Annotated in this window: 17 protein-coding genes; 4 read left to right on the forward strand and 13 right to left on the reverse strand. The window is 68.8% G+C overall.

The window, feature by feature from the left end; translation table 11 throughout:
• Nucleotides 1–5 precede the first annotated feature (5 nt).
• A complete protein-coding gene (locus B4589_RS13040) occupies nucleotides 6–743 on the forward strand; it encodes an SDR family NAD(P)-dependent oxidoreductase (RefSeq protein ID WP_079234671.1) in 738 nt (245 codons plus the stop codon).
• On the opposite strand, the gene B4589_RS13045 is transcribed toward B4589_RS13040, so the two are convergent.
• Both B4589_RS13045 and B4589_RS13050 read right to left on the reverse strand, forming a co-directional pair.
• Nucleotides 740–1,120, reverse strand: coding sequence for a DUF5611 family protein (locus B4589_RS13045; protein WP_079234672.1), 381 nt, complete (start codon nucleotides 1,118–1,120; stop codon nucleotides 740–742). The two genes, B4589_RS13040 and B4589_RS13045, sit on opposite strands and share 4 nt — an antisense overlap.
• A 42-nt stretch (nucleotides 1,121–1,162) precedes the next feature.
• Complete coding sequence (locus tag B4589_RS13050) at nucleotides 1,163–2,374, reverse strand: hypothetical protein (RefSeq protein WP_079234673.1); 1,212 nt, start codon at nucleotides 2,372–2,374, stop codon at nucleotides 1,163–1,165.
• Nucleotides 2,375–2,529: 155 nt separating this feature from the next.
• Here B4589_RS13050 and B4589_RS13055 point away from each other — a divergent pair, with 155 nt between their 5' ends.
• On the forward strand, nucleotides 2,530–2,829 hold the full coding sequence (locus tag B4589_RS13055) for a DUF6432 family protein (protein WP_079234674.1): 300 nt from the start codon (nucleotides 2,530–2,532) through the stop codon (nucleotides 2,827–2,829).
• Between the two features lie 48 nt (nucleotides 2,830–2,877).
• On the forward strand, nucleotides 2,878–3,915 hold the full coding sequence (locus B4589_RS13060; RefSeq protein ID WP_079234675.1) for an aminomethyltransferase family protein: 1,038 nt from the start codon (nucleotides 2,878–2,880) through the stop codon (nucleotides 3,913–3,915).
• A 23-nt stretch (nucleotides 3,916–3,938) separates the two neighbouring features.
• Here the strand turns inward: B4589_RS13060 and B4589_RS13065 are convergent, their stop codons facing one another.
• The 7 genes from B4589_RS13065 to B4589_RS13095 form a co-directional block, all read right to left on the reverse strand.
• A complete protein-coding gene (locus B4589_RS13065; RefSeq protein ID WP_079234676.1) occupies nucleotides 3,939–5,027 on the reverse strand; it encodes a geranylgeranyl reductase family protein in 1,089 nt (362 codons plus the stop codon).
• 174 nt (nucleotides 5,028–5,201) lie between these two features.
• Entirely contained in the window at nucleotides 5,202–6,185 is a 984-nt protein-coding gene (locus B4589_RS13070; RefSeq protein WP_079234677.1) for a hypothetical protein, read from the reverse strand.
• Nucleotides 6,186–6,241: 56 nt separating this feature from the next.
• Nucleotides 6,242–9,256 (reverse strand): excinuclease ABC subunit UvrA, encoded by a 3,015-nt coding sequence (uvrA, locus tag B4589_RS13075; RefSeq protein ID WP_079234678.1) that lies wholly within the window; start codon nucleotides 9,254–9,256, stop codon nucleotides 6,242–6,244.
• A 91-nt stretch (nucleotides 9,257–9,347) separates the two neighbouring features.
• Nucleotides 9,348–9,551 carry an HVO_0649 family zinc finger protein gene (locus tag B4589_RS13080; RefSeq protein WP_079234679.1) on the reverse strand — a complete coding sequence of 68 codons (204 nt, stop codon included), beginning with the start codon at nucleotides 9,549–9,551 and terminating at the stop codon, nucleotides 9,348–9,350.
• A gap of 153 nt (nucleotides 9,552–9,704) precedes the next feature.
• Nucleotides 9,705–11,564, reverse strand: a complete 1,860-nt coding sequence (locus B4589_RS13085) for a PINc/VapC family ATPase (protein WP_079234680.1) — start codon at nucleotides 11,562–11,564, stop codon at nucleotides 9,705–9,707.
• A gap of 358 nt (nucleotides 11,565–11,922) precedes the next feature.
• Complete coding sequence (locus B4589_RS13090) at nucleotides 11,923–13,377, reverse strand: S8 family serine peptidase (protein ID WP_079234681.1); 1,455 nt, start codon at nucleotides 13,375–13,377, stop codon at nucleotides 11,923–11,925.
• A gap of 137 nt (nucleotides 13,378–13,514) precedes the next feature.
• Nucleotides 13,515–13,802 (reverse strand): translation initiation factor eIF-1A, encoded by a 288-nt coding sequence (locus B4589_RS13095; RefSeq protein WP_079234682.1) that lies wholly within the window; start codon nucleotides 13,800–13,802, stop codon nucleotides 13,515–13,517.
• 156 nt (nucleotides 13,803–13,958) lie between these two features.
• Here B4589_RS13095 and B4589_RS13100 point away from each other — a divergent pair, with 156 nt between their 5' ends.
• Nucleotides 13,959–15,137, forward strand: coding sequence for an aspartate kinase (locus B4589_RS13100; protein ID WP_079234683.1), 1,179 nt, complete (start codon nucleotides 13,959–13,961; stop codon nucleotides 15,135–15,137).
• 39 nt (nucleotides 15,138–15,176) lie between these two features.
• Here the strand turns inward: B4589_RS13100 and B4589_RS13105 are convergent, their stop codons facing one another.
• The 4 genes from B4589_RS13105 to B4589_RS13120 form a co-directional block, all read right to left on the reverse strand.
• Nucleotides 15,177–15,494, reverse strand: a complete 318-nt coding sequence (locus B4589_RS13105) for an RPA12/RPB9/RPC11 RNA polymerase family protein (RefSeq protein ID WP_079234684.1) — start codon at nucleotides 15,492–15,494, stop codon at nucleotides 15,177–15,179.
• 89 nt (nucleotides 15,495–15,583) lie between these two features.
• Entirely contained in the window at nucleotides 15,584–15,988 is a 405-nt protein-coding gene (locus tag B4589_RS13110) for an acyl-CoA thioesterase (protein ID WP_079235237.1), read from the reverse strand.
• Nucleotides 15,989–16,026: 38 nt separating this feature from the next.
• A complete protein-coding gene (locus tag B4589_RS13115) occupies nucleotides 16,027–17,022 on the reverse strand; it encodes a ribonucleotide-diphosphate reductase subunit beta (protein ID WP_079234685.1) in 996 nt (331 codons plus the stop codon).
• The gene (locus tag B4589_RS13120) at nucleotides 17,022–19,520 is read right to left on the reverse strand and encodes a ribonucleoside-diphosphate reductase subunit alpha (RefSeq protein ID WP_079235238.1); all 2,499 of its coding nucleotides are present in this window, start codon (nucleotides 19,518–19,520) and stop codon (nucleotides 17,022–17,024) included. Before B4589_RS13120 ends, B4589_RS13115 begins: the two co-directional genes overlap by 1 nt.
• Between the last annotated feature and the right edge of the window lie 49 nt (nucleotides 19,521–19,569).

Genomic DNA, 19,569 nt, shown 5'->3' on the forward strand with positions numbered 1-19,569 from the left:
CGGGTATGACGGACGCTGATCTCGACGGACGGGTCGCGCTGGTGACCGGGAGCGCCTCGGGGCTGGGTCGCGGGCTGGCGCTCGCGATGGCCGACGCCGGCGCCGACGTGGCGGTCCACTACCACAGCAGCGACGACGAGGCGGCGACGACGGCGGCCGACGCGCGGGCGTTCGGCGCCGACGCGACGACCGTCCAGGGCGACGTGACCGACCCCGAGAGCGTCGACGCGCTGTTCGACGAGGTGGAGGAGGAGTTGGGGACCGTCGACGTGCTGGTGAACAACGTCGGCGACTTCGCCCCGAACCACTGGGAAGAGATCGACCTCGAGGCGTGGAACCGCGTGCTGGCGACCAACCTGAACGGGACGATGCTCTGCTCGCGGCGGGCGCTGCCCGCGATGCGCGAGGGGGAGTGGGGCCGGATCGTCAACGTCGGCTACGCGAGCAGCGAGAAAGCGATGGTGGGGGCGACGAACTTCCCGTACTTCGTCGCGAAGACGGGCGTGTTGATGTTCACGCGGATGCTCGCGGCCGACACACAGGACGACGGGATCACCGTCAACGCGGTGTCACCGTACGTGCTCGAGACCAGCGACGAGTTCCCCGACGAGGCGCCCCGTGGCCGCTGGGCGACGATCGAGGACGTGGTGAACGCGGCGCTGTTTTTCTGCCGGTCGGAGAGCGACTACGTCTCGGGTGAGAACGTCGAGATCGACGGCGGCTGGCTCCCGGAAGAGATCTAGTAGTCGGGGGCCTCGTCCTCGACTTCCCGTTTGAGCGAGTCCCGCCGGGATTTGGCGTCCCGGCCGGTGGCTTCGAGCAGGAACTCGTTTTTGCTGTCGACGGCCTCGCCCGCGGCCTCCAGTTCGTCGGGGCCGAGCTCGGTCGGGTCCCGCTCCTCGAACTCCACGCCGAGCCAGTCCTTCTTGCCCGAGTACTCCACCGCGCCGGCGACGATGCGCTCGAACACGGGGTTGTCGGGCTCCTCGACCACGTAGAGGTCGCTCCCCTTGTACTCCTCCGTGGCGGTGATCTCGCCGAAGTACTCCTCCACAGTCGCCTCCATGTCCGGGATGCGCTCCTCGAGCGTCTCGCCGCGGCGCATCTTGTACTCCTTCATGCCCAGCCGTTTGCGAGCGGTCGGTTTACTTGTTGTGGGTCGCTACTCCGCCTTCTGCTGCTCGGTGATGTAGCCGACTCGACACTCCGGACAGATGTCGCCGGCCCGCATCGAAGAGTTCCCAACGTCGCGAGTCAGCCCGCACTCGGGGCAGTAGTACTCGAGTTCGGCGTCGCGGCTCGACCGTTCGAGGTCGACGTTGGCGGTCGGCCCCGCCGACGCGTCGCTCGGCTCGCCGGATTCGGTGCGGTCGCCGTTCGCGCGATCGGCGTCGGTCGACCCCGTCTCCTCCGGCGACGAGAAGTCGCCGATGTCGATGCCGTCGGGCGCCGTCGCGTCGTGCTCCTCGTCCTCGCCGGGCCCCTCGGGCCAGGGCATGTGCCCCTCGTCGGTCTCCTCGAGCCCGGTCGGCTCGTCGGGTTCGGGCGCGGACGACGGCTCGCTCGACGGCTGCTCGGGGCCGGCGTCCATGATCTCGGCGTCCTCGGACTCAACCGCCGAGGTGGTGGAGGACTGCTGGGGGTCGTCGGCGTCGGGTTCCGAGGGCTCGGGGGACGGTTCCGAGAACGAGTCGTCGGCGTCGATGATCTCGGCGTCGTTCTCGTCGCTCTCGGACGCCGAGGGCTCGCCGCCGCTCAGTTCGTCGTCGGGTACCTCCTCGGGGGTGGCCTCTTCCTCCCACTGCCGGCGCCCCTCCTCGGGCGGGGACGCCTCGTCGTCGTCGAGGATCACGCCGTCGTCGCTCTCGGGGTCGGGGCTCTCCTCGTCCTCGGCGGCTGCCGAGCGCTGGCCGGGGTGGACGGGGACGTCCTCGTCCTCCTCGGGGGGCTGTTCCAGCATGTCGTCGTCCCTCTCGGCCTGTTCGATGATGTCGGCGACGCCGCGATCGACGGGGTCCTCGTCGGGCTCGACCGCGGACGACTCTTCCGGCCCCTGCTCAGTCCCCGAACTCGGCGCGTCGGTGTCGGCGCCCGCATCCGGTTGGGTCGGGGTGTCGGCGCTCCCCCACCCCCCGCCAGTGTCGGCTCCGGTGCTGGCTGTCGACTCCGTCCCGGACCCCCCCTCGGCAGCCGACTCCCGGAGCTGATCGATCGACGTGATCTCCTTGTTCTCGCTGACCACCTGCTTCTCGCCGCAGCGCTCGCAGGTCTTGACTTCCCGGACGGTAACGACGACCTCGTTCCCCTCCTCGTTTCGTTCGCGCTCGGTCTCCGGCTCGCCGAAGTCGTGTCCGAGCAGACACCTGAGTCCCATTACCCGTGTTAGACGGGCGGAAGGCTAAAAATACCCCGCCACCTGCCGGTGGCGCGGGCGGCCGGGTTCGCGGACGCTTTCGCCGGTAGAAGTAAGCCGCTCGCACCCTGCCCGTCGCCGGTAGAAGTAAGCCGCTCGCTCCCCCACGGGCGGGTATGGCCGTCAGTCCGGAGCATCGCGACAGGGACGAAGTGGAGCTTGAGGTGCTCGCTGCGCTGGCCGACCGCGCCGAGGAGGGGATGAGCGTGCTCGAACTGCGCGCGGCGGTCGACGCCGACATCGACCGGCTCGAACCCGCGCTCGGCGACCTCAAGGACGCGGGGCTGATCGAGGTGGAGAGCGACGGCGACGGGGTGGTGCTCTACCCCGCCGAGGGCGTCGTCGCCGACCCCGAGGAGCTCGACGACGAGGAACCGGGCGTGCTGGACGTCATCCGGGACCGGTTCGGGCTCTGAGTTCCCGAACCGGCGGAGTTTTTCCCGCCGGCACCGAACGACCGGGCAATGACGCTAGTCGGCGGGAGCCACGCCGATCACGGCGCGGCGTTCGGCGAGCGCGGCGGCCGCGAGGTGGTCGAGGAGTACGGGCGCCCCGAGCGCGCGGTCCGGGCGGTCCGGAACGCCGTCGGCGTGATCGAGATGGGGTACGGCGCCGTCGTCGTGACCGGCGACGATCGCCGCGCCGTCGTCGGCGATACCGTCACCAACGACGTTCCAGCGGCCGACGGCGAGGGCTGCTACGCGCTGGTGCTCGACGACGGGGCGGTCGAAACCGAACTGTTCGTCTACGACGCCGGCGAGCGCCTGCTGCTGTTCACGCCGCCGGGTTGTGCCGACCTGTTGGTCCGCCGCCTGCGCGAGGACGGTCGGGCCGTCGACGTCCGCGAGGCGACGACGGAGTTCGGCGTGTTCGGCGTCCACGGGCCGATGGCGACCGAGAAGATCGCCTCCGTGCTGCACAACGCTGGCGCGCCGACGGGTGCGTACTCGTTCGTCCGGGGGTCGATGGGCGACGCCGGCGTCTCCGTCGTCGCCGGCGACGCGTCGGGCGGCGAGGAGAGCTACGAGGTGATCTGTGCCGCCGCCGACGCCGACGAGGTGTGGATGACGCTGCTCTCGCGGGGCAACGGCGCCGCCCCCTTCGGCTACGAGACGTACGAGACGCTCACCCTCGAGGCCGGAACGCCGCTGTTCGACCCCGAGATCCGTGGAGAACAGCCTGCATCGCTCGGACTCGGCGACGTCGCTGGGGTCGAGGCGGCTACCGAGAACGGGCCGACCCACCGACTCGTCGGTCTCCGGGTCGACGCCGACGAAGCGCCCGAGAGCGGGGCCGACGTACTCGGTGCGGACGGCTCGGTCGGCCACGTAACCCGAGCGCGGTGGAGCCCGTCGCTGTCGGCCCCGATCGCGTTCGCGCGGGTCGAGCGAGACGCGTCGGTCCGTGCCGTCCGGGCCGAGCAGGGGGAGGCGCCGGCGAGCCGATCCGCGCTCCCGTTCGTCGACGGGAGCGATCGGTCCCGGCGCATCCCGTCGTACTGAACGGTGCTGCTGCTGGGGAGCCCTTAGGGCAGGTAGCTCCGCAGGTGCTCCCGGGAGAGCAGCGTCGTGGGACGGTCCATGTGGACGCCGATCTCGCCCGACGTGAGGCGGAGTCCCAGCTGCTGGACCGGCTCCGGGAGCGAGTACGCCCGGCGCAGCCAGTGGCCGAGCCGGATTTCCGTCGCGAGTTCGTCGCGCCACGCCGTCTCGTAGGCCGACAGCGTCGCCGGATCGTCCGGGTCGATCTGTCGAACCGCGTTATCCGCGGACCGCATCCCGTAGAGGATGCCGCCGCCGGTGAACGGCTTCGTCTGTGCGGCGGCGTCGCCGACCAGGAACACGCGATGAGACGCGACCGAATCGGGTGGTCCGATCGGGATGGCGCCCGAACAGAAGCGGCCGATCTCGGCGCCGTAGTCGTCGACGAGCCGGTCGAACCGCTCGCGGGCGTCCTCGTCGGAATCCGGTCGGACCCCGAGCCCGTACTCGACGCCGGCCTCGCCCCGGGGGATGCGCCACGCGAAGAAGCTCGGTACCGTCAGGTGAACGTCGACGAAGTCGCTGTGGTCCGGCTCCGGATCGAACCCCAGCACGCCGTGGAGTTTCTCGTCGGGTTCTGGCAGGCCGACCGCGCGGCGGACCCGGGAGACGGGGCCGTCACAGCCGGCGACCATCCGCGCCTCGACGGTGAACGTGTCCCCGTCGTCGGGCGAAACCGTCAGTTCGACGCTGTCGATCCCCTCGTCGACCCCTGTGACGGTGTGGCCGTCGTGAATCTCCGCGCCGGCGTCGCGGGCGGTCTCCGCGAGGATGCGGTCGAGCTCCTCGCGGTCGATCACGTTCGAGACGGGTTCGTCCTTGTAGAAGGGGTAGGCGTCACTCTCGGGACCGCCGACGTGGAAGTCGGCGCCGTACACCTCGTTCTGGAGCAGTTCCTCGCGCGCGCCGTCGGGGGTGTACTCCCAGATGTCTCTGGAGACGTGCCCCGAACAGGCCAGGGGCGTGCCGATCTCCCCCTGCTCGAAGGCGATCACGTCGTAGCCCGCCTCGGCCGCGCGGCGGGCGACACGTGCGCCGGCGGGGCCGACGCCGACGACGGCGAAGTCGTACATACCCCCGACTATCCGGGCTCGGACCATATGTCCCGTGGTTGGGGCTGACAGCCGACGCGCTTCCCTATCGCGGGCCGGTGCGTCGGGCTCCCGCCCTGTGCGACCCGCGTCGATCGCGACTACATCGAGGGGGCTGGCCGCCCGATCGTACTTGAGTGTCGGGCCGAGCGATCGTTAGTCGACGATCGTGAGCCCGCGACACGTCTGGTCGCCGACGCGGTCGGGCAGGGACACCGGGAGTTCGTCCCACGAGTCGCCGCCGTCGTCGGTGCGGTAGAGCCCGTGGTTGTTCGCCGCCCAGACCACGCCGGCGCCGCGTTCGAGCACCGCGCGGTACACGCCCTCCCCGGTCGGGATTCCGCGGTCGTCGAGGCGTTCCCAGTCGTCGCCTTCACGGCGGTAGAGGTACGACTCGCCGATCCGGTGGGCCTCGCGCGCGCTCCGCGCGGCGGAGAGCAGGACCCGCGGGGTCGACCCGTCGGGCAGTTCGACCGCGACGCTCCAGCAGTAGGTGTGTTCGAGACCGGACTGCGGGTGCTGCCACGACTCGCCGGCGTCGGTCGTCTCGGCGTACCCGTCGCCGGCGGCGACCCACGCGCGGCCCGGCGCGTCGGGATGCGTGTCGATCGTGTGGGTGTCGATCCGGGCGCTCGGAACGCGGTCGGTCCAGTCGACGCCGTCCTCGCCGAGTCGTGCGCGGAGGAGTGCGCCGGCCTCGACGGCGACGTGCAGCAGGGCTGTGTCGCCCGGATCGGGTTCGATCCAGCGGATGTGGTGGGTGTCGGGGCGTGGCGGGAACGACCATTCGTCCGACGACGGGAGGTCGGTGAGTCCCGGGAGCCCTTCGAACGTCTCCCCGCCGTCCGTACTCCGGTAGAGGCGGCTGGGTTCCGTGCCGGCGTAGACTGTTTCGGGATCCTCGGGGTCGACTGCGAGCGAGGTGACCGCGTCCTGCTCGATCCCGTCGGCGCGGCGCCACGACTCCCCGTCGTCGGTCGATCGCTGGAGGCCGTGTTCGAACGTGCCGACGAGGACGGCGCCCTCCGTGACGGCGACACACTCGGTCTGGGAGTCGAACGGCTGCTCGCGGATCAGCGTCTCGCTGTCCGTGTCGACGACGAACAGGGCGTCCTCGTAGACGGCGTAGGCGATGGACATACCCGGAGAGAGGGGAGGGAGCGTCGAAAAGGTAGCGCCGGCGACTAGTCAGGTCGTTAGTCGTCGTTCGCGGCGGTGGCGGCCTCCTCGGCCGCAGCGTCGTCGGCGGACTCCTTCGCGGGCTTCCGCCGGTCCGCGCGTGGCCCCTCCATCTCGACTTTCGGGAGGTAGTCACGGAGGTAGCGACCGGTGTGGGACTCGTCGACCTGCGCGACTTCTTCCGGCGTGCCGCTGGCGACGACCTCGCCGCCGCCCTCGCCGCCCTCGGGACCCAGATCGACCACATTATCGGCGTTTTTCACGAGGTCGAGTTCGTGCTCGACGACGACGACGGTGTTGCCGTTGTCGGTCAGGCGCTGGAGCACCTCGATCAGCTTGCGCTCGTCCTCCTTGTGGAGCCCCGTGGTCGGCTCGTCGAGCAGGTACAGCGTGTCGCCGGTCTGCTTCTTGCCCAGTTCCTCCGCGAGCTTCACGCGCTGGGCTTCGCCGCCCGAGAGCGTCGTGGAGGGCTGGCCGAGCTTCATGTAGCCCAGGCCGACGTCCTTCAGGAGCTTGAGCCGGCGGCGGAGCTGGGAGTTGGCCTCGAAGAAGTCGTACGCTTCCTCGACGTCCATGTCGAGTACGTCGGCGATGGTCTTCCCCTTGAACTCCACGTCGAGCGTCTCGTCGTTGTAGCGCGCGCCGCCACACTCCTCGCAGGGGACGTGGACGTCCGAGAGGAAGTTCATCTCGATCTTGACGGTGCCCTGCCCGCCACACTCCTCACAGCGGCCGCCCTTGACGTTGAACGAGAAGCGGCCCTTGTCGTAGCCGCGCTGCTGGGCCAGTTTCGTCTGGGCGAACGCCTCGCGGATGTGATCGAACACGCCGGTGTACGTCGCGGGGTTCGATCGCGGGGTGCGACCGATCGGCGACTGGTCGATGAGTCGCACCGTCTCGATGTTCTCCGTGCCATCGATAGCGTCGTGCTCGCCGGGGTCGACGCTGGTGTTGTCGTTCATGTTCCGGGCCAGCCCCTTGTACAGCACGTCGTGCATCAACGTGGACTTGCCCGACCCTGAGACGCCCGTGATGGCGGTGAACTGCCCGATCGGGAGGTCGACGTCGACGTCCTTGAGGTTGTGCTGGCGCGCGCCGACGACCGTGAGCGCCTCGTCGCTCTCCCGGCGCTCGTCGGGGATGGGCACCTCCTTCCGGCCGGCGAGGTAGTCGCCGGTGATCGACTCCTCGGTGTCCACGATGTCGTCGAAGTCGCCCTGGGCGACGATCTCGCCGCCGCGTTTGCCCGGGCCAGGGCCCATGTCGATCACGTGGTCGGCGCGGCGCATCGTCTCCTCGTCGTGCTCGACCACGATCAGCGTGTTGCCGAGGTCTCTGAGTCCTTCGAGCGTGTTCAGCAGGCGGTCGTTGTCGCGCTGGTGGAGGCCGATCGAGGGCTCGTCGAGCACGTACAGCACGCCGACGAGGCCGGAGCCGACCTGTGTGGCCAGCCGGATGCGCTGGCTCTCGCCGCCCGAGAGCGTGGAGGCCTCGCGGTCGAGTGTGAGGTAGTCGAGCCCGACCTCCTCCATGAAGCCGAGCCGGGCGCGGATCTCCTTCAGGATCTCCTCGGCGATCGTGCGGTCGCGCTCGGAGAGGTTCGCCTCCATCCCCTCGAAATGTTCGCGGGCGTCGGCGATGCTGAGCTGATTGACCTCGGTGATGTCGGTGCCGTCGACGAGCACGGAGCGCGATTGGGGTTTGAGCCGCGTGCCGTCACAGGCCGGGCAGGTGGTGACGGCCATGTACTCCTCGATATGCTCGCGGGTGGAGTCGCTGTCCGTCTCGACGTGGCGGCGTTCGAGGTTGGGGATGACGCCCTCGAAGCGCTTCTCCTTCCGTCGAGTGCCGTTCTTGGTCTGTCGTTCGAACACCACCTCGTCGTCGGTGCCGTAGAGGAACTGGCGCTGCTGGTCGTCGGTGAGTTCGGCGAACGGCGTCGTCACGTCGACGCCGAAGTGGTCGGCGACGCTGTCGATCCGCGTGCGGTAGTACGAGCGGTTGTAGCTCCAGGCCTCGAACACGTCCTTGAGCGGCTTGTCGGGGTCGACCACCACGAGATCCTCGTCGACCTCCTTCGTCTCGCCGATCCCCTCACACTCCGGGCAAGCGCCGTGGGGAGAGTTGAACGAAAAGGAGCGCGTCTCGATCTCGGAGAAGTCGATCCCGCAGTGCGTGCAGGCGAGCTCTTCCGAGAACTCGACGACGAGTCGGTCGTCTCCGTCGGCGTTGTCGCCCTCGGCGTCGGCGAGGTCGCCGGTGCTCCGGGAGACGTTGCCGCCGAACGACTCGGGCAGGTCCTCGGGCGGCGACGGGAGAATGGTCTTCAGCACGCCGCCGCCCTCCTCGAGCGCGGTCTCGACGGAGTCGGTGATCCGGGAGCGGTCCTCCTCCTGGACCTTCACGCGGTCGACCACCACGTCGATCGTGTGGTCGTAGTTCTCGTCGAGGTCCGGGTCGTCGGTGGTGAGGTCGTAGCGCTCGCCGTCGACCTCGACGCGGGCGTACCCCTCGGAGACGAGCTCCTCGAACAGGTCCTCGAAAGCGCCTTTCTGGTCGCGCACGACGGGGGCAGCGATCTTCGCACGGGTCCCTTCGGGCAGTTCGAACAGTCGGCGCACCATCTGCTGGGCGCTCTGGGTGCCGACCTCGCGCCCGCACTCCGGACAGTGGGGCGTGCCGACGCGGGCGTACAGCAGGCGCAGGTAGTCGTGCAGTTCCGTGACCGTGCCGACGGTCGATCGGGGGTTGTTCGCCGCGTTCTTCTGGTCGATGGAGATGGCCGGCGAGAGCCCCTCGACGGAGTCGACCTGCGGCTTGTCCATCTGGCCCAGGAAGTTCCGGGCGTACGCCGACAGGCTCTCGATGTAGCGGCGCTGCCCCTCGGCGTAGACGGTGTCGAACGCCAACGAGGACTTCCCCGACCCCGAGAGCCCGGTGACGACGCTGAACTCCTCCCGTGGGATCTCCACGTCGAGGTCGGCGAGGTTGTTCTCTTCGGCCCCGCGGACCTCGATGAAGTCCTTACTCATTCGGCGCCAGCTACGACGTGAGCAGGGTTGAACCCGTCGGTCGCGGGGGATAACCGCACACGCCAAAAACGGTTCTCGACGGCCCGACGGGTCAGCGCCGGATGGTGATCGTGTGGACCGTGACTTTCCCACAGCTGGGACAGGCGTGCTCGTAGCGGACCTCCGCGCCGTCGGTCTCGCTGGCCCACTTGCCGTCGGCGTCGTCGTAGCCACACGCCGGACAGACCGTCTCGACGTGGTCGTAGCGGTCCCGGAGCGTGTCGAGGGGGTTCATCCCGCGGCTGTTCGTGGCCATAGGGTGGATGTTGGACGGCGATCGACTAAGCTCTTGTGCATAGTTCACACGGATCATACCCTGGGTCGACAGGAGGATCGTTGTCCTCGCTTGTGTCCGAAACCGGCCGACTGGGGACGAACGACTCGGCAGTTCGGAAAACGTGGTCGCCGATCAGGCGGGGACGACCGTGATCTGCTGTTTGCGGTCGATCGCGTCCTCGAGTTCCTCCGCGATCGCGGAGCCCCGGGACACCTGCACGTCGCCGCCGCGGCCGACCGTCGCGGTGAACAGGTAGTCGCCGCCGGCGCGGACCTCGACGGTCTCGCCGACGTGTTCGTCGAGCCGGAGCACGACGTGACGGGCGGTGATCTCGGGCTCGACCACCTCGCCCTGCGGGGAGCCGACCGACTCGCCGCCGTTGGCGGTCGCGGGCTCGGGGTTCTCGTCGTGGGTGCGCACGTCGATGTCGATGCCGAGGCGGTCCTCGATCTCGCTGATCCGGCCGCCACCTTTCCCGATCACGTAGGAGATGTCGTCCTCCTCGACGTAGACGACTGCGCGGTCCTGCCCCTGCAGTTCGACCTCGACGTGGCCGCGGGCGACCGACTGGATCTCGCGTTCGATCTCCTGTTTGGCGATGCGGTTCACGCCGCTGTCCTCCCCCTCGTCGTCGAGCGGGACGGTGACGACCTGGCGGTTGAACGTGTAGATCTCGTACTTCGGCTCGCCCGTCTCTGTGTCCGAGACCATGATCACCGGGCGCGCGAGGTCCTCGGCGGTGAGCCCGGCGGGCACCTTCACCTCGGTCTCCACGTCGTAGACGGTGTGGATCCCCCCGGCCTCGATGTAGACGACGGTGTCGACGACCTGCGGGATCATCCCGAGTTCGACGCGGCCGACGAGCCGTTGGAGCGCGTCGATCGCCCGGGTCGCGTGGACGACGCCGATCATGCCGACGCCCGCGAGCCGCATGTCCGCGAACGTCTCGAAGTCGCTGGACTTGCGGACCTCGTCGTAGACGGTGTAGTCCGGCCGGACCATCAGCAGCGAGTCGGCGGTGTTCTCCATCGAGCCGCCCAGCTCGGTGTACTGGGTGATCTCGGGGCCGACCTGGAGGTCGCGGGGTTTCTCCATCGTCTTGACCGCGAAGTCGTTGTCGTTGAGGTACTCCGCGACCGCCTGGGCGAACGTGGACTTCCCGGCGCCGGGCGCGCCCGAGATCAGCACGCCGCGCTGGTGCTCGGTGAACCGCTGTTTGAGTTCGTCGGCCATCGCGTAGTCGTCGATGGTGGTCTTCGCGACCGGCCGGACGGCCGTGATCTCGATGGCGTCCGCGAAGGGCGGCCGGGCGACCGCGATCCGGTAGTCGCGGTACTGGACGATATCCATCCCCTCCTCGCTGAGTTCGATGAACCCCTCCGAGGAGGCGCGGGCGGTCTCGATCACCTCGGTCGCCCACTCCTCCATCTGCTCGTCGCTGGTGGGCTCGTCGGCGATGCGTTCGTACGTCATCTCGCCGATGGTCCCCCGCTTGGCCTTCGGCCGGGTGTCCGAGCGGAGGTGGAGGCTCATCGTGTCCTCGGTGAAGAACTGCTCGATGGCCAGCCCCTCGCTCTCGGGCTCGGCGGACTCGGTGTCGACGACGGGTTCGACGTAGTCCACGTCGAGCCCCTTCGCGCGGGCGACCTCCGCCTGCACGCCGTCGCTGGTGAGCAGCGTCGCGGCCTGCTGGGCGGCGATATCGCGGATCAGCGCGTCGATGTCACCTTCGCCGGCGCCCTCGGTCTCGGCGGCGTTGGGTCGACGGCCGACGTACTCGATCTCGATCTCCCCCTCGTCGGCGTAGTCGGCGAGGCGCTGAAGCTCCTCCAGCCCCTTCCAGCCGGGATCGTACCCCGCGTTGGCCTGGGCTTCGAGCTCGCCGACGACGGCTTCGGGGACGTAGACGGTGACACCCTCGTAGCGCCCGTCGGCGACGCGTTCGGAGACGCGGCCGTCGACGACGACGCTGGTGTCGGGAACGACGTTCACGGGCGAAGTAGGCGGTGGAGGCTCAAAAGGGTGTATATACCCCACGTCGGGGTGTTTCCGGCCGGGCGGCCAACACCGGCCGCCCGGCGGCTCCGAACGACTCCCACACAGCGTCGCCACTCCGTACGAGGCGTCGCTCGCTCCGTCAGTCGGTCTCCGATGCGCCAGCCGTCCGCTACGACGGTGGTTCCCGTCGGAACCCGCCTCAACGGGGTTCACTCCCATGTTAGAGAGTGTCACACAAATATCTGGCGGCGGCCCGGGGGACGTAGCCACTGCCCAACCAGGAGCGGAGGGAGAACGAACCACCCGTCAGAGCCTCGATGTTCGACGAGTGACGGGGGAGCGGACGCCTGCGCTACTTGCTGTTGCCGTTCCCGCCGACGGCGTCGACCACTGCCGGCAGGTCGAGGTGGCCGGCGCCGTGGTACGTCCCGCCCTCGTCGGGCATCGATGCCGTCTCCTGGATCACCGACTCGACCTCCTCGACGGTGGCGTCGGGGTTCAGCGAGCGCACGAGTGCGGCCGCGCCGGTCACCTGCGGCGCCGCCATCGAGGTGCCGGCCTTCCAGCCGTAGGAGGCGGTCTGCTCGCCGTCGGGGCCGGCGACGTTGATCGTGGAGTAGACGAGATCGTTGTACGCGTCCTCGTTACCCGCGTTGATCGCCTCGAGGTCGTAGTTCCCGCCGCCCGCGCTCACGTCGACGGCGTCGCCGTAGTTGGTGTACGGCGCGGGGTCGGTCGTCGGCTCCTCCAGGCGGTTGCCGGTGAGCCACTTCGCCTCGTTGTCGCTGTGCTTGCCGCCCCAGCCGTAGCCGATCGGGCCGGTCGCGCTCACGCCGAACACGCCGTCTGCCTCCGTCGGGAGCACGAGCGTGTTCTCGGCGTCCATATCCAGTCCGGCGTTGCCCGCGGAGTTGACGACCACCGTCCCCTGCGAACGGACGTCGTTCGCGACCTGGCTGATCATCTGCTCCAGCGCGATCAGGCTGGGGTACTCGACGGTGTCCGAGACCGTGTAGCCGACGCTGTAGTTGATGGCGTCACAGCCGACCGACGCGGCGTACTCCCAGCCGGCGAGCCCGTCGCCCGCGTACCCCTGCAGCCCGGAGAACATCCGCACCGCGACGATCTCGGTGTCCGGCGCCGTCCCGAGCACGCCGCCGTCGGGGCCGTCGTTGTCGTTCGTGGCCGCGATAGTGCCCGCGACGTGGGTACCGTGGTTGCCCGCGCCGTTGGGTCGGAAGTCGTACGGGTCGCCGGTGATGTTGATCGAGAGCTCCTCGTTGACGACGTCCTCCAGGTCGGGGTGGTCGTCCCACACGCCGGAGTCGACGACCGCGACCCGGGTGCCCTCGCCCGTCGTCGTGTCGTGGACGAACTTCCCGCCGCCGGGCTTGTCGGTGAGTTCGCCGGCGACCTCCTGCTCGCGTTTGTCCCACTGGAACTCCGTGTTGCTCGGCGGCCCGTCGTGGTTGTGGCTCGCGGCGTTGCCCGACGCCTCCCGACCGTCGGCCTCGACGACCGCGCCGGTGTCGTCGTCGCTCAGGTCGATCTCGACGTCCGGCGCCGTCGCCGTCGGCCCACCGACGCGGGACTGGTCGCCGCGGGCGACCAGCACGTCCGCCGACGAGAGGTCGTGGACGATCTCCACGTCGTCGGGGATCTCGCTCCGCTCGACCTTCCGGAGGTTGATCAGGAACCGCCCGGTCTCGCCGTCGCCGGTCGCGACGGCGCTGCCCGTCGCCAGCGCCGACCCACCGATCACGCCCGCTGTGCCCTTGAGGAACGTTCGCCTGGTACTGTCTCGCATCCACACGCAATGAACGAACTGCTGTAAAAAAGGTTATGCAAGCTGCCGATAAATGTAACTCACTAAACTGTAGGAATAGCGAACAGTTCGGCGGGCGCTATCGAGCTGAGGGGTTCGAGGCGTCCGAAAAGGGCGGATCAGTCGATGTGGCCTTCGCGGCGCAGCTGCTCGGCGTCCTGTTCGTCGTAGCGCCACTCGATGTTCCCCTTCTCGTCCTGCCAGTCCCAGGGTTCGATGATCACCACGTCGTCCTCGTTGATCCACGTGCGGTACTTCATCCGACCCGGGATGCGTCCGAGTCGCGTCTCGCCGTCCGCACACCGTACCCGGACGTGGTTGCCACCGAGGTGCTCGGTGACGACGCCGAACAGCTGGTCGTCGTCAGGCATCCGGAGGTTCTTCCGGCCTGATGAATCGTCGCTCATACCGTTACTACGCGACACCCACGGATAAGCCGTGGGATACGGCCGCGAGCCGCTCTCACACACCCCCGAGGGCGTCGCCGGGAGAGACAGCGTTAACCGCTCGCTCCGAGAAGCGGGGCGTATGAACGGGACGCACGACGCAGGCGGTGTTCGACGATGCGTGTAGTCGCGAAGTTCGGCGGCACCTCGCTGGGATCCGGCGACCGGATCGACCGCGCCGCCGACTCCGTCGCGGACGCGGTCGCCGAAGGCCACGAGATCGCGGTCGTCGCCAGCGCGATGGGCTCACAGACCGACGACCTGCTCGACGAGATCGCGTTCGACGCCAGCGACGAGGACCGCGCGGAGATCGTCTCGATGGGCGAACGCACCTCGGTGCGGATGCTGAAAGCCGCGCTCGCCGCCCGCGGCGTCGACGCGGTGTTCCTCGAACCCGGCGACGAGAACTGGCCGGTCGTCACCAACGAGCGTGGGGAGATCGACGCCGAGGAGACCCAGCGCCGCGTCGACGCGCTCGCGGGGACGCTGGACGACACCGTCCCCGTCATCACGGGCTTCCTCGCGGAGGACCCCCAGGGGAACGTGACCACGCTCGGCCGCGGTGGCTCCGACACCACCGCGATGATGCTCGGGAACTATCTCGACGCCGACGAGGTGGTGATCGTCACCGACGTGGAGGGCGTGATGACCGGCGACCCACGCGTTGTCGAGGGCGCGCGCAACGTCGGCTCCATCACCGTCGACGAGCTCCGGAACCTCTCCTTCCGCGGCGCCGAGGTCGTCGCTCCCTCCGCGCTCGTCTACAAGGACGAGGAGCTCGGCGTCCGGGTGGTCCACTACCAGCACGGCGACCTGCTCGCCGGCGGCACGAGCGTCGAGGGGAGCTTCGAGCACCTGATCGACATGGAGGAGGCACGGCTCGCCTGTCTCACCGTCGCCGGCCGCGCGATCCGGAACCGGCCGGGGATCCTCGCGGAGGTGTCTCAGAAACTCGGCGACGCGGGAATCAACATCGACGCCGTCGCCAGCGGGATGGACTCGCTGACGTACTACGTCGAGAGCGACGTCGCCGAGGCGGCCGAGGCAACGCTCCACGACGCGGTCGTCGAGGACGATTCGCTCTCCTCGGTCACCGTCGAGGACGACATCGCCGTGATCCGCGTCACGGGCGGCGAACTCCCGAACCAGCCGGGCGTGATCCGCTCGCTGGTCGACCCACTCGCGGACGCGGGGATCAACGTCCACGACCTGATCACCTCCGCGACCTCCGTCGCCATCTTCGTCGCGTGGGAGGACCGCGAGGAGACGCTGGACATCGTCCACGAGCAGTTCTAAAAGGGACAGCTGGCGGGTGGGTTTGGGGCTCGAGAGCGGTCAGGAGCCCCGCCACTTGTGACCGCACTCGACGCAGGTGAACACCCGAACCTCGTAGGAGCCGCCGGGCTTCGGCCGTGTTTCGTAGTAGGCCCGGTCGCCGTCGCAGCCCTCGGCCGGACAGGGCTTCGCCATCGTCTCGTTGGCGTTTTCGGTCCCGTCGACGACGGGTGGTTCCCCGTCGTCCTGCTGTTCGTCCTCGGTCGTCATCGCCGCTTCCGCTCCCGAGTCCCGCGGCTCCTCGTTCCCACAGGATTGACACACCCACGTGTCGCCCTCCGTCCGCATCATCGAACTACACTCGTCGCAGAACTTCATACGTAGCAGGACACGGGTGCCGGGTTTAGGTGTTAACTTCCGGCCAAACGTGGATTTCGACGGCGCCGAAGAACCGACTCCGCGGCCGCCTACGGCACCGGCGGCTCCTCGGCGTCCAGCGCCGCCGCCCGCAGCTGCCGTTCCTCGTCGGTCTCGACTGCGAGGTCAGGCACGGGCTGGACCGACTCCTCGTCGTCGATGGCGACGAACGTGAGGTGTGAGGAGGCGGTCTCGCGCTCGACGCCCTCGCTGGGTCGCTCGGCGGTCACGTCGACGCGGACCTGCATGCTCGTCTCGCCCGTGTCGTACACGTAGGCGGTCAGCACGGCGATGTCGCCGAGGTCGATCGGCGCGTGGAAGTCGACGCGCTCGATGCTGGCGGTGACGACCTGCGAGCGCGCAAAGCGCCGGGCCGCGACCACGCCGCCGAGGTCCATGCGGTGGAGCACCCAGCCACCCAGCGCCCGCCCGAGGTTGTTAGTCGCGTCGGGCATCACCACCTCGCTGGTCTCGGTGTAGGAGTCGATGAGTCTCACCACTCCAGCGACCCCCCGGATCGGTACTCCGTCACCTGCGTCTCGAAGAAGTTCTTCTCGCGGTTGAGGTCGGCGGCCTCCGAGAGCCACGGGAACGGGTTCTCGGTGCCGTACGCCTCGTCCATCCCGAGCTGGGTCAGCCGGCGGTCCGCGACGTACTCGACGTACTCAGCGAACTGTTCCGGCCCCATGCCGAGGATTTCTTCCGGGCAGGCCTCGCGGGCGTACTGCTGTTCGAGGTCGACGGCGTCGAGGATGAGCTCGCGGATCTCATCCTCGAACTCGTCGGTCCAGGCATCGGTCTCGGCCCGGATCGCGTTGATCAGTTCGATGCCGAAGCCGAGATGCAGCGACTCGTCGCGCATGATGTACTCGAACTGCTCGCCGATGCCCTCCATCTTCCCCTGTCGCTTGAGGCCGAGCATCATCGCGAACCCGGCGTAGAAGAAGATCCCCTCCATGATCACGTAGAAGCCGATCAAGTCACGGAGGAACGCCCGCACGTCGTCCTCGTCGTCGATGGTGAACTCGGGGTCGTCGACGACCCTGGTGAGGTCGACGACGAACTCGTCTTTGGCCTCGATCGCGGGGATACGGTCGTACATCCCGTAGAGGTACTCGGGGTCGAACCCCAGCGAGTCACAGCAGTAGATGAACGTGTCCGTGTGGATCGCCTCCTCGTACGCCTGCCGCAGGAGGTACTGCCGGCACTCCGGCGCCGTGACGTGGTCGTACACCGCGAGCACGATGTTGTTCGCGGTCAGCGACTCCGCCGTCGAGAAGAAGCCGAGGTTCCACTCGACCAGCTGTCGCTCGGCGTCGGTGAGCTCGTCGCCGTTCCACTGCTTCACGTCGTTGCCCATCGGGATCTCCTGGGGGACCCAGTTGTTGTCGACGCCGGCCTCGTAGTACTCGCGGGCCCACTCGTAGTCGACGGGGAGGATCTTGTTCGGGTCGTGCGTGTCGCCGTCGGTGAGGTAGCTGATCGGCATTACTGACAGGCCTCGCAGGTGGGGTCCTCGACGCTCGGGAGCTCCGAGTCGTCGCTCGCGTCGCAGGCGTCGCCGCCGTCGGCTCCATCGGACGGCGGCGACGTCCGGCCGCCGTCGGCGGCCGCCTCGCCCTGTTCGTCAGTCGCGTCGTCGCCCGCATCGCCGTCCGCGTCCCGGCGCTGTGTCCGCCCGTACTCGTCCATGTCCAGCGTCGACTTCTCGAACTGGCTGGCGCCGAGCGTGCGCAGGTAGTACGTCGTCTTCAGCCCGAGCTCCCACGCGCGCTGGTACACGTCGTCGAGCAGCGTGCCGTCCGTGGAGGGGAAGAACACGTTGTGGCTCTGGGACTGGTCGACCCAGATCGCCCGCCGGGCGGTGAGTTCCAGCTGGTGGCGCGGGTCGATCTCGAAGGCGCCGCGGTGGCGCTCCCGCAGCGCGGGCGGGATCGACTCGATCTCCTGGATCGCGCCGTCGTGGTACTTGATCCGGTCCAGCATCTCGTCGGTCCAGAGCCCCAAGTCGTCCAGTTCCTCGACCAGATGCTCGTTGACGACGGTGAACTCGCCGCTCATGTTCGACTTCACGTAGAGGTTCGAGTACCGCGGCTCGATCGAGGGTGTGGTGCCCGCGATGGTGGAGATGGTCGCCGTCGGCGCGACCGCGGTGGTGTTGGAGTTGCGCATCCCGTGTTCGGCGACGTGGTCGCGCACTTCGCCCCAGTCGAGGCGCTCCTCGGGGTCCACGTCGACGGGCTCGCCGCGCTCCTCCTCCAGCAGTTCGACGGTGTCCTGCGGGAGCAGCCCGCGATCCCACTTCGACCCCTCGTAGGAGTCGTACGTGCCGCGCTCCTTCGCCAGCCGCGACGAATTGAGGATCGCGTGGTAGGCGACCTGTTCCATCGTCCGGTCGGCCACCTCCAGCGCCTCGTCGCTGGCCATCCCGACGCCGCGTTCGGTCAGCATCTCGTGGAACCCCATCACGCCGAGGCCCACGGGGCGGTGCCGGGTGTTCGCGCGCTCGGCGCGGTCGGTGGGGTAGAAGTTCAGGTCGACGACGTTGTCGAGCATCCGCATCGCCGTCTCGACGGTGTCAGAAAGCGCCTCGCGATCCAGTTCCTCGCCGTCGACGTGCTTCGCGAGGTTGACCGAGCCGAGGTTACAGACCGCAGTTTCGTCCTGCGAGGTGTTGAGGGTGATCTCCGTACAGAGGTTCGAGCTGTTGATCGTCCCGTAGTGGTCCTGCGGCGAGCGGACGTTACAGGGGTCCTTGAACGTGATCCACGGGTGGCCCGTCTCGAACAGCCGGGTGAGCATCGTGCGCCACAGCTCCGCAGCCTCGACGCGCTCGTACTGCCGGAGCTCGCCGTCGTCCGCGGCCTGCTCGTACCGCTCGTACAGCTCCTCGAACTCCTGGCCCGTCGCCTCGTGGAGCTCCGGGACCTCGTCCGGCGAGAACAGCGTCCACTGCTCGCCGGCGCGGACCCGTTTCATGAACAGGTCCGGCACCCACGCCGCAGTGTTCATCTCGTGGGTGCGCCGGCGCTCGTCGCCAGTGTTGCGCTTCAGGTCGAGGAACGCCGGGAAGTCCAGATGCCACGCCGCGAGGTACGCACAGGCCGCCCCGCGGCGCTTCCCGGAGCGATTGATCGCGCCGGTCACGTCGTCGGAGATGTTGAGGAACGGGATCACGCCCGTCGACTCGACGCCGGTGGACTCGATCAGCGAGCCCTCGGCGCGGACGTTCGTCCAGTCGTTGCCGAGCCCGCCGGACCACTTCGAGAGCTTCGCGTGGGCCTTGTAGGAGTCGAATATGTCCTCCAGATCGTCCTGCACCGTCGTGAGGTAGCAGGAGGAGAGCTGTGGGTGGGTGGTGCCGGCGTGGAACAGCGTCGGCGTCGAGTGGACGAACCGCAGCGTCGACAGCGCGTCGTAGAACTCGACGGCGCGGGCCTCGCGGTCCTCCGGGTCCTCCGCGAGCGCGACGCCCATCGCCACGCGCATCCAGAACGCCTGCGGGAGTTCCAGTGGCTCGTCCTCCTCGACGGTCCGGAGGAAGTAGCGCTGCACCAGCGTCGAGACGGCCATGTAGCCGAACTCCTCGTCGCGCTCTGGCACGAGCGCGTGCGAGAGCGACTCAAGGTCGTACTCGGCCATTCGGTCGTCGAGCAGGTCGCGCTCGACGCCGCTCTCGATCGCCTCCACGAACGACGCGCGGTACGTCTCGCCCGAGAGCGGGCCGTCGGTGCCGGTCACGTTGCGGGCGTGGCGCCAGCGCGCGACCCGTGCGGCCGCGTCGTCGTGCGCGGGGTCGCGCTCGGTGCGCGCGGTCAGCACGCCGATCAGCGCCTCGTCGATCTCGTCAGCGTCGGCGTCCTCGTAGCTGTCGCGCTCGGCGGCGCGGGCGAGCTCCTCGCGGTCGCTCGCGAGGTCGAAATCCGCCGTCGCCGCGGCGAGTCGGTCCTCGATTCGGTCGGTCGTCGGTGGGGTTGCCTGAGTCATGTCCACGGCGGGCCCGTCGGGAGCGACCGACAGCGTCGCCACTCACGGA

The sequence above is a fragment of the Halolamina sp. CBA1230 genome, from assembly GCF_002025255.2.
Lineage (GTDB): Archaea > Halobacteriota > Halobacteria > Halobacteriales > Haloferacaceae > Halolamina.

Coding starts and splice junctions, on each gene's coding strand:
- B4589_RS13065 (WP_079234676.1), bottom strand. CDS start 5,027: ATGTACGACTTCGCCGTCGTCGGCGTCGGCCCCGCCGGCGCACGTGTC.
- B4589_RS13060 (WP_079234675.1), top strand. CDS start 2,878: ATGACGCTAGTCGGCGGGAGCCACGCCGATCACGGCGCGGCGTTCGGC.
- B4589_RS13115 (WP_079234685.1), bottom strand. CDS start 17,022: ATGCCGATCAGCTACCTCACCGACGGCGACACGCACGACCCGAACAAG.
- B4589_RS13050 (WP_079234673.1), bottom strand. CDS start 2,374: ATGGGACTCAGGTGTCTGCTCGGACACGACTTCGGCGAGCCGGAGACC.
- B4589_RS13070 (WP_079234677.1), bottom strand. CDS start 6,185: ATGTCCATCGCCTACGCCGTCTACGAGGACGCCCTGTTCGTCGTCGAC.
- B4589_RS13095 (WP_079234682.1), bottom strand. CDS start 13,802: ATGAGCGACGATTCATCAGGCCGGAAGAACCTCCGGATGCCTGACGAC.
- B4589_RS13100 (WP_079234683.1), top strand. CDS start 13,959: ATGCGTGTAGTCGCGAAGTTCGGCGGCACCTCGCTGGGATCCGGCGAC.
- B4589_RS13055 (WP_079234674.1), top strand. CDS start 2,530: ATGGCCGTCAGTCCGGAGCATCGCGACAGGGACGAAGTGGAGCTTGAG.
- B4589_RS13120 (WP_079235238.1), bottom strand. CDS start 19,520: ATGACTCAGGCAACCCCACCGACGACCGACCGAATCGAGGACCGACTC.
- B4589_RS13080 (WP_079234679.1), bottom strand. CDS start 9,551: ATGGCCACGAACAGCCGCGGGATGAACCCCCTCGACACGCTCCGGGAC.
- B4589_RS13105 (WP_079234684.1), bottom strand. CDS start 15,494: ATGAAGTTCTGCGACGAGTGTAGTTCGATGATGCGGACGGAGGGCGAC.
- B4589_RS13110 (WP_079235237.1), bottom strand. CDS start 15,988: ATGCCCGACGCGACTAACAACCTCGGGCGGGCGCTGGGTGGCTGGGTG.
- B4589_RS13040 (WP_079234671.1), top strand. CDS start 6: ATGACGGACGCTGATCTCGACGGACGGGTCGCGCTGGTGACCGGGAGC.
- B4589_RS13090 (WP_079234681.1), bottom strand. CDS start 13,377: ATGCGAGACAGTACCAGGCGAACGTTCCTCAAGGGCACAGCGGGCGTG.
- uvrA (WP_079234678.1), bottom strand. CDS start 9,256: ATGAGTAAGGACTTCATCGAGGTCCGCGGGGCCGAAGAGAACAACCTC.
- B4589_RS13045 (WP_079234672.1), bottom strand. CDS start 1,120: ATGAAGGAGTACAAGATGCGCCGCGGCGAGACGCTCGAGGAGCGCATC.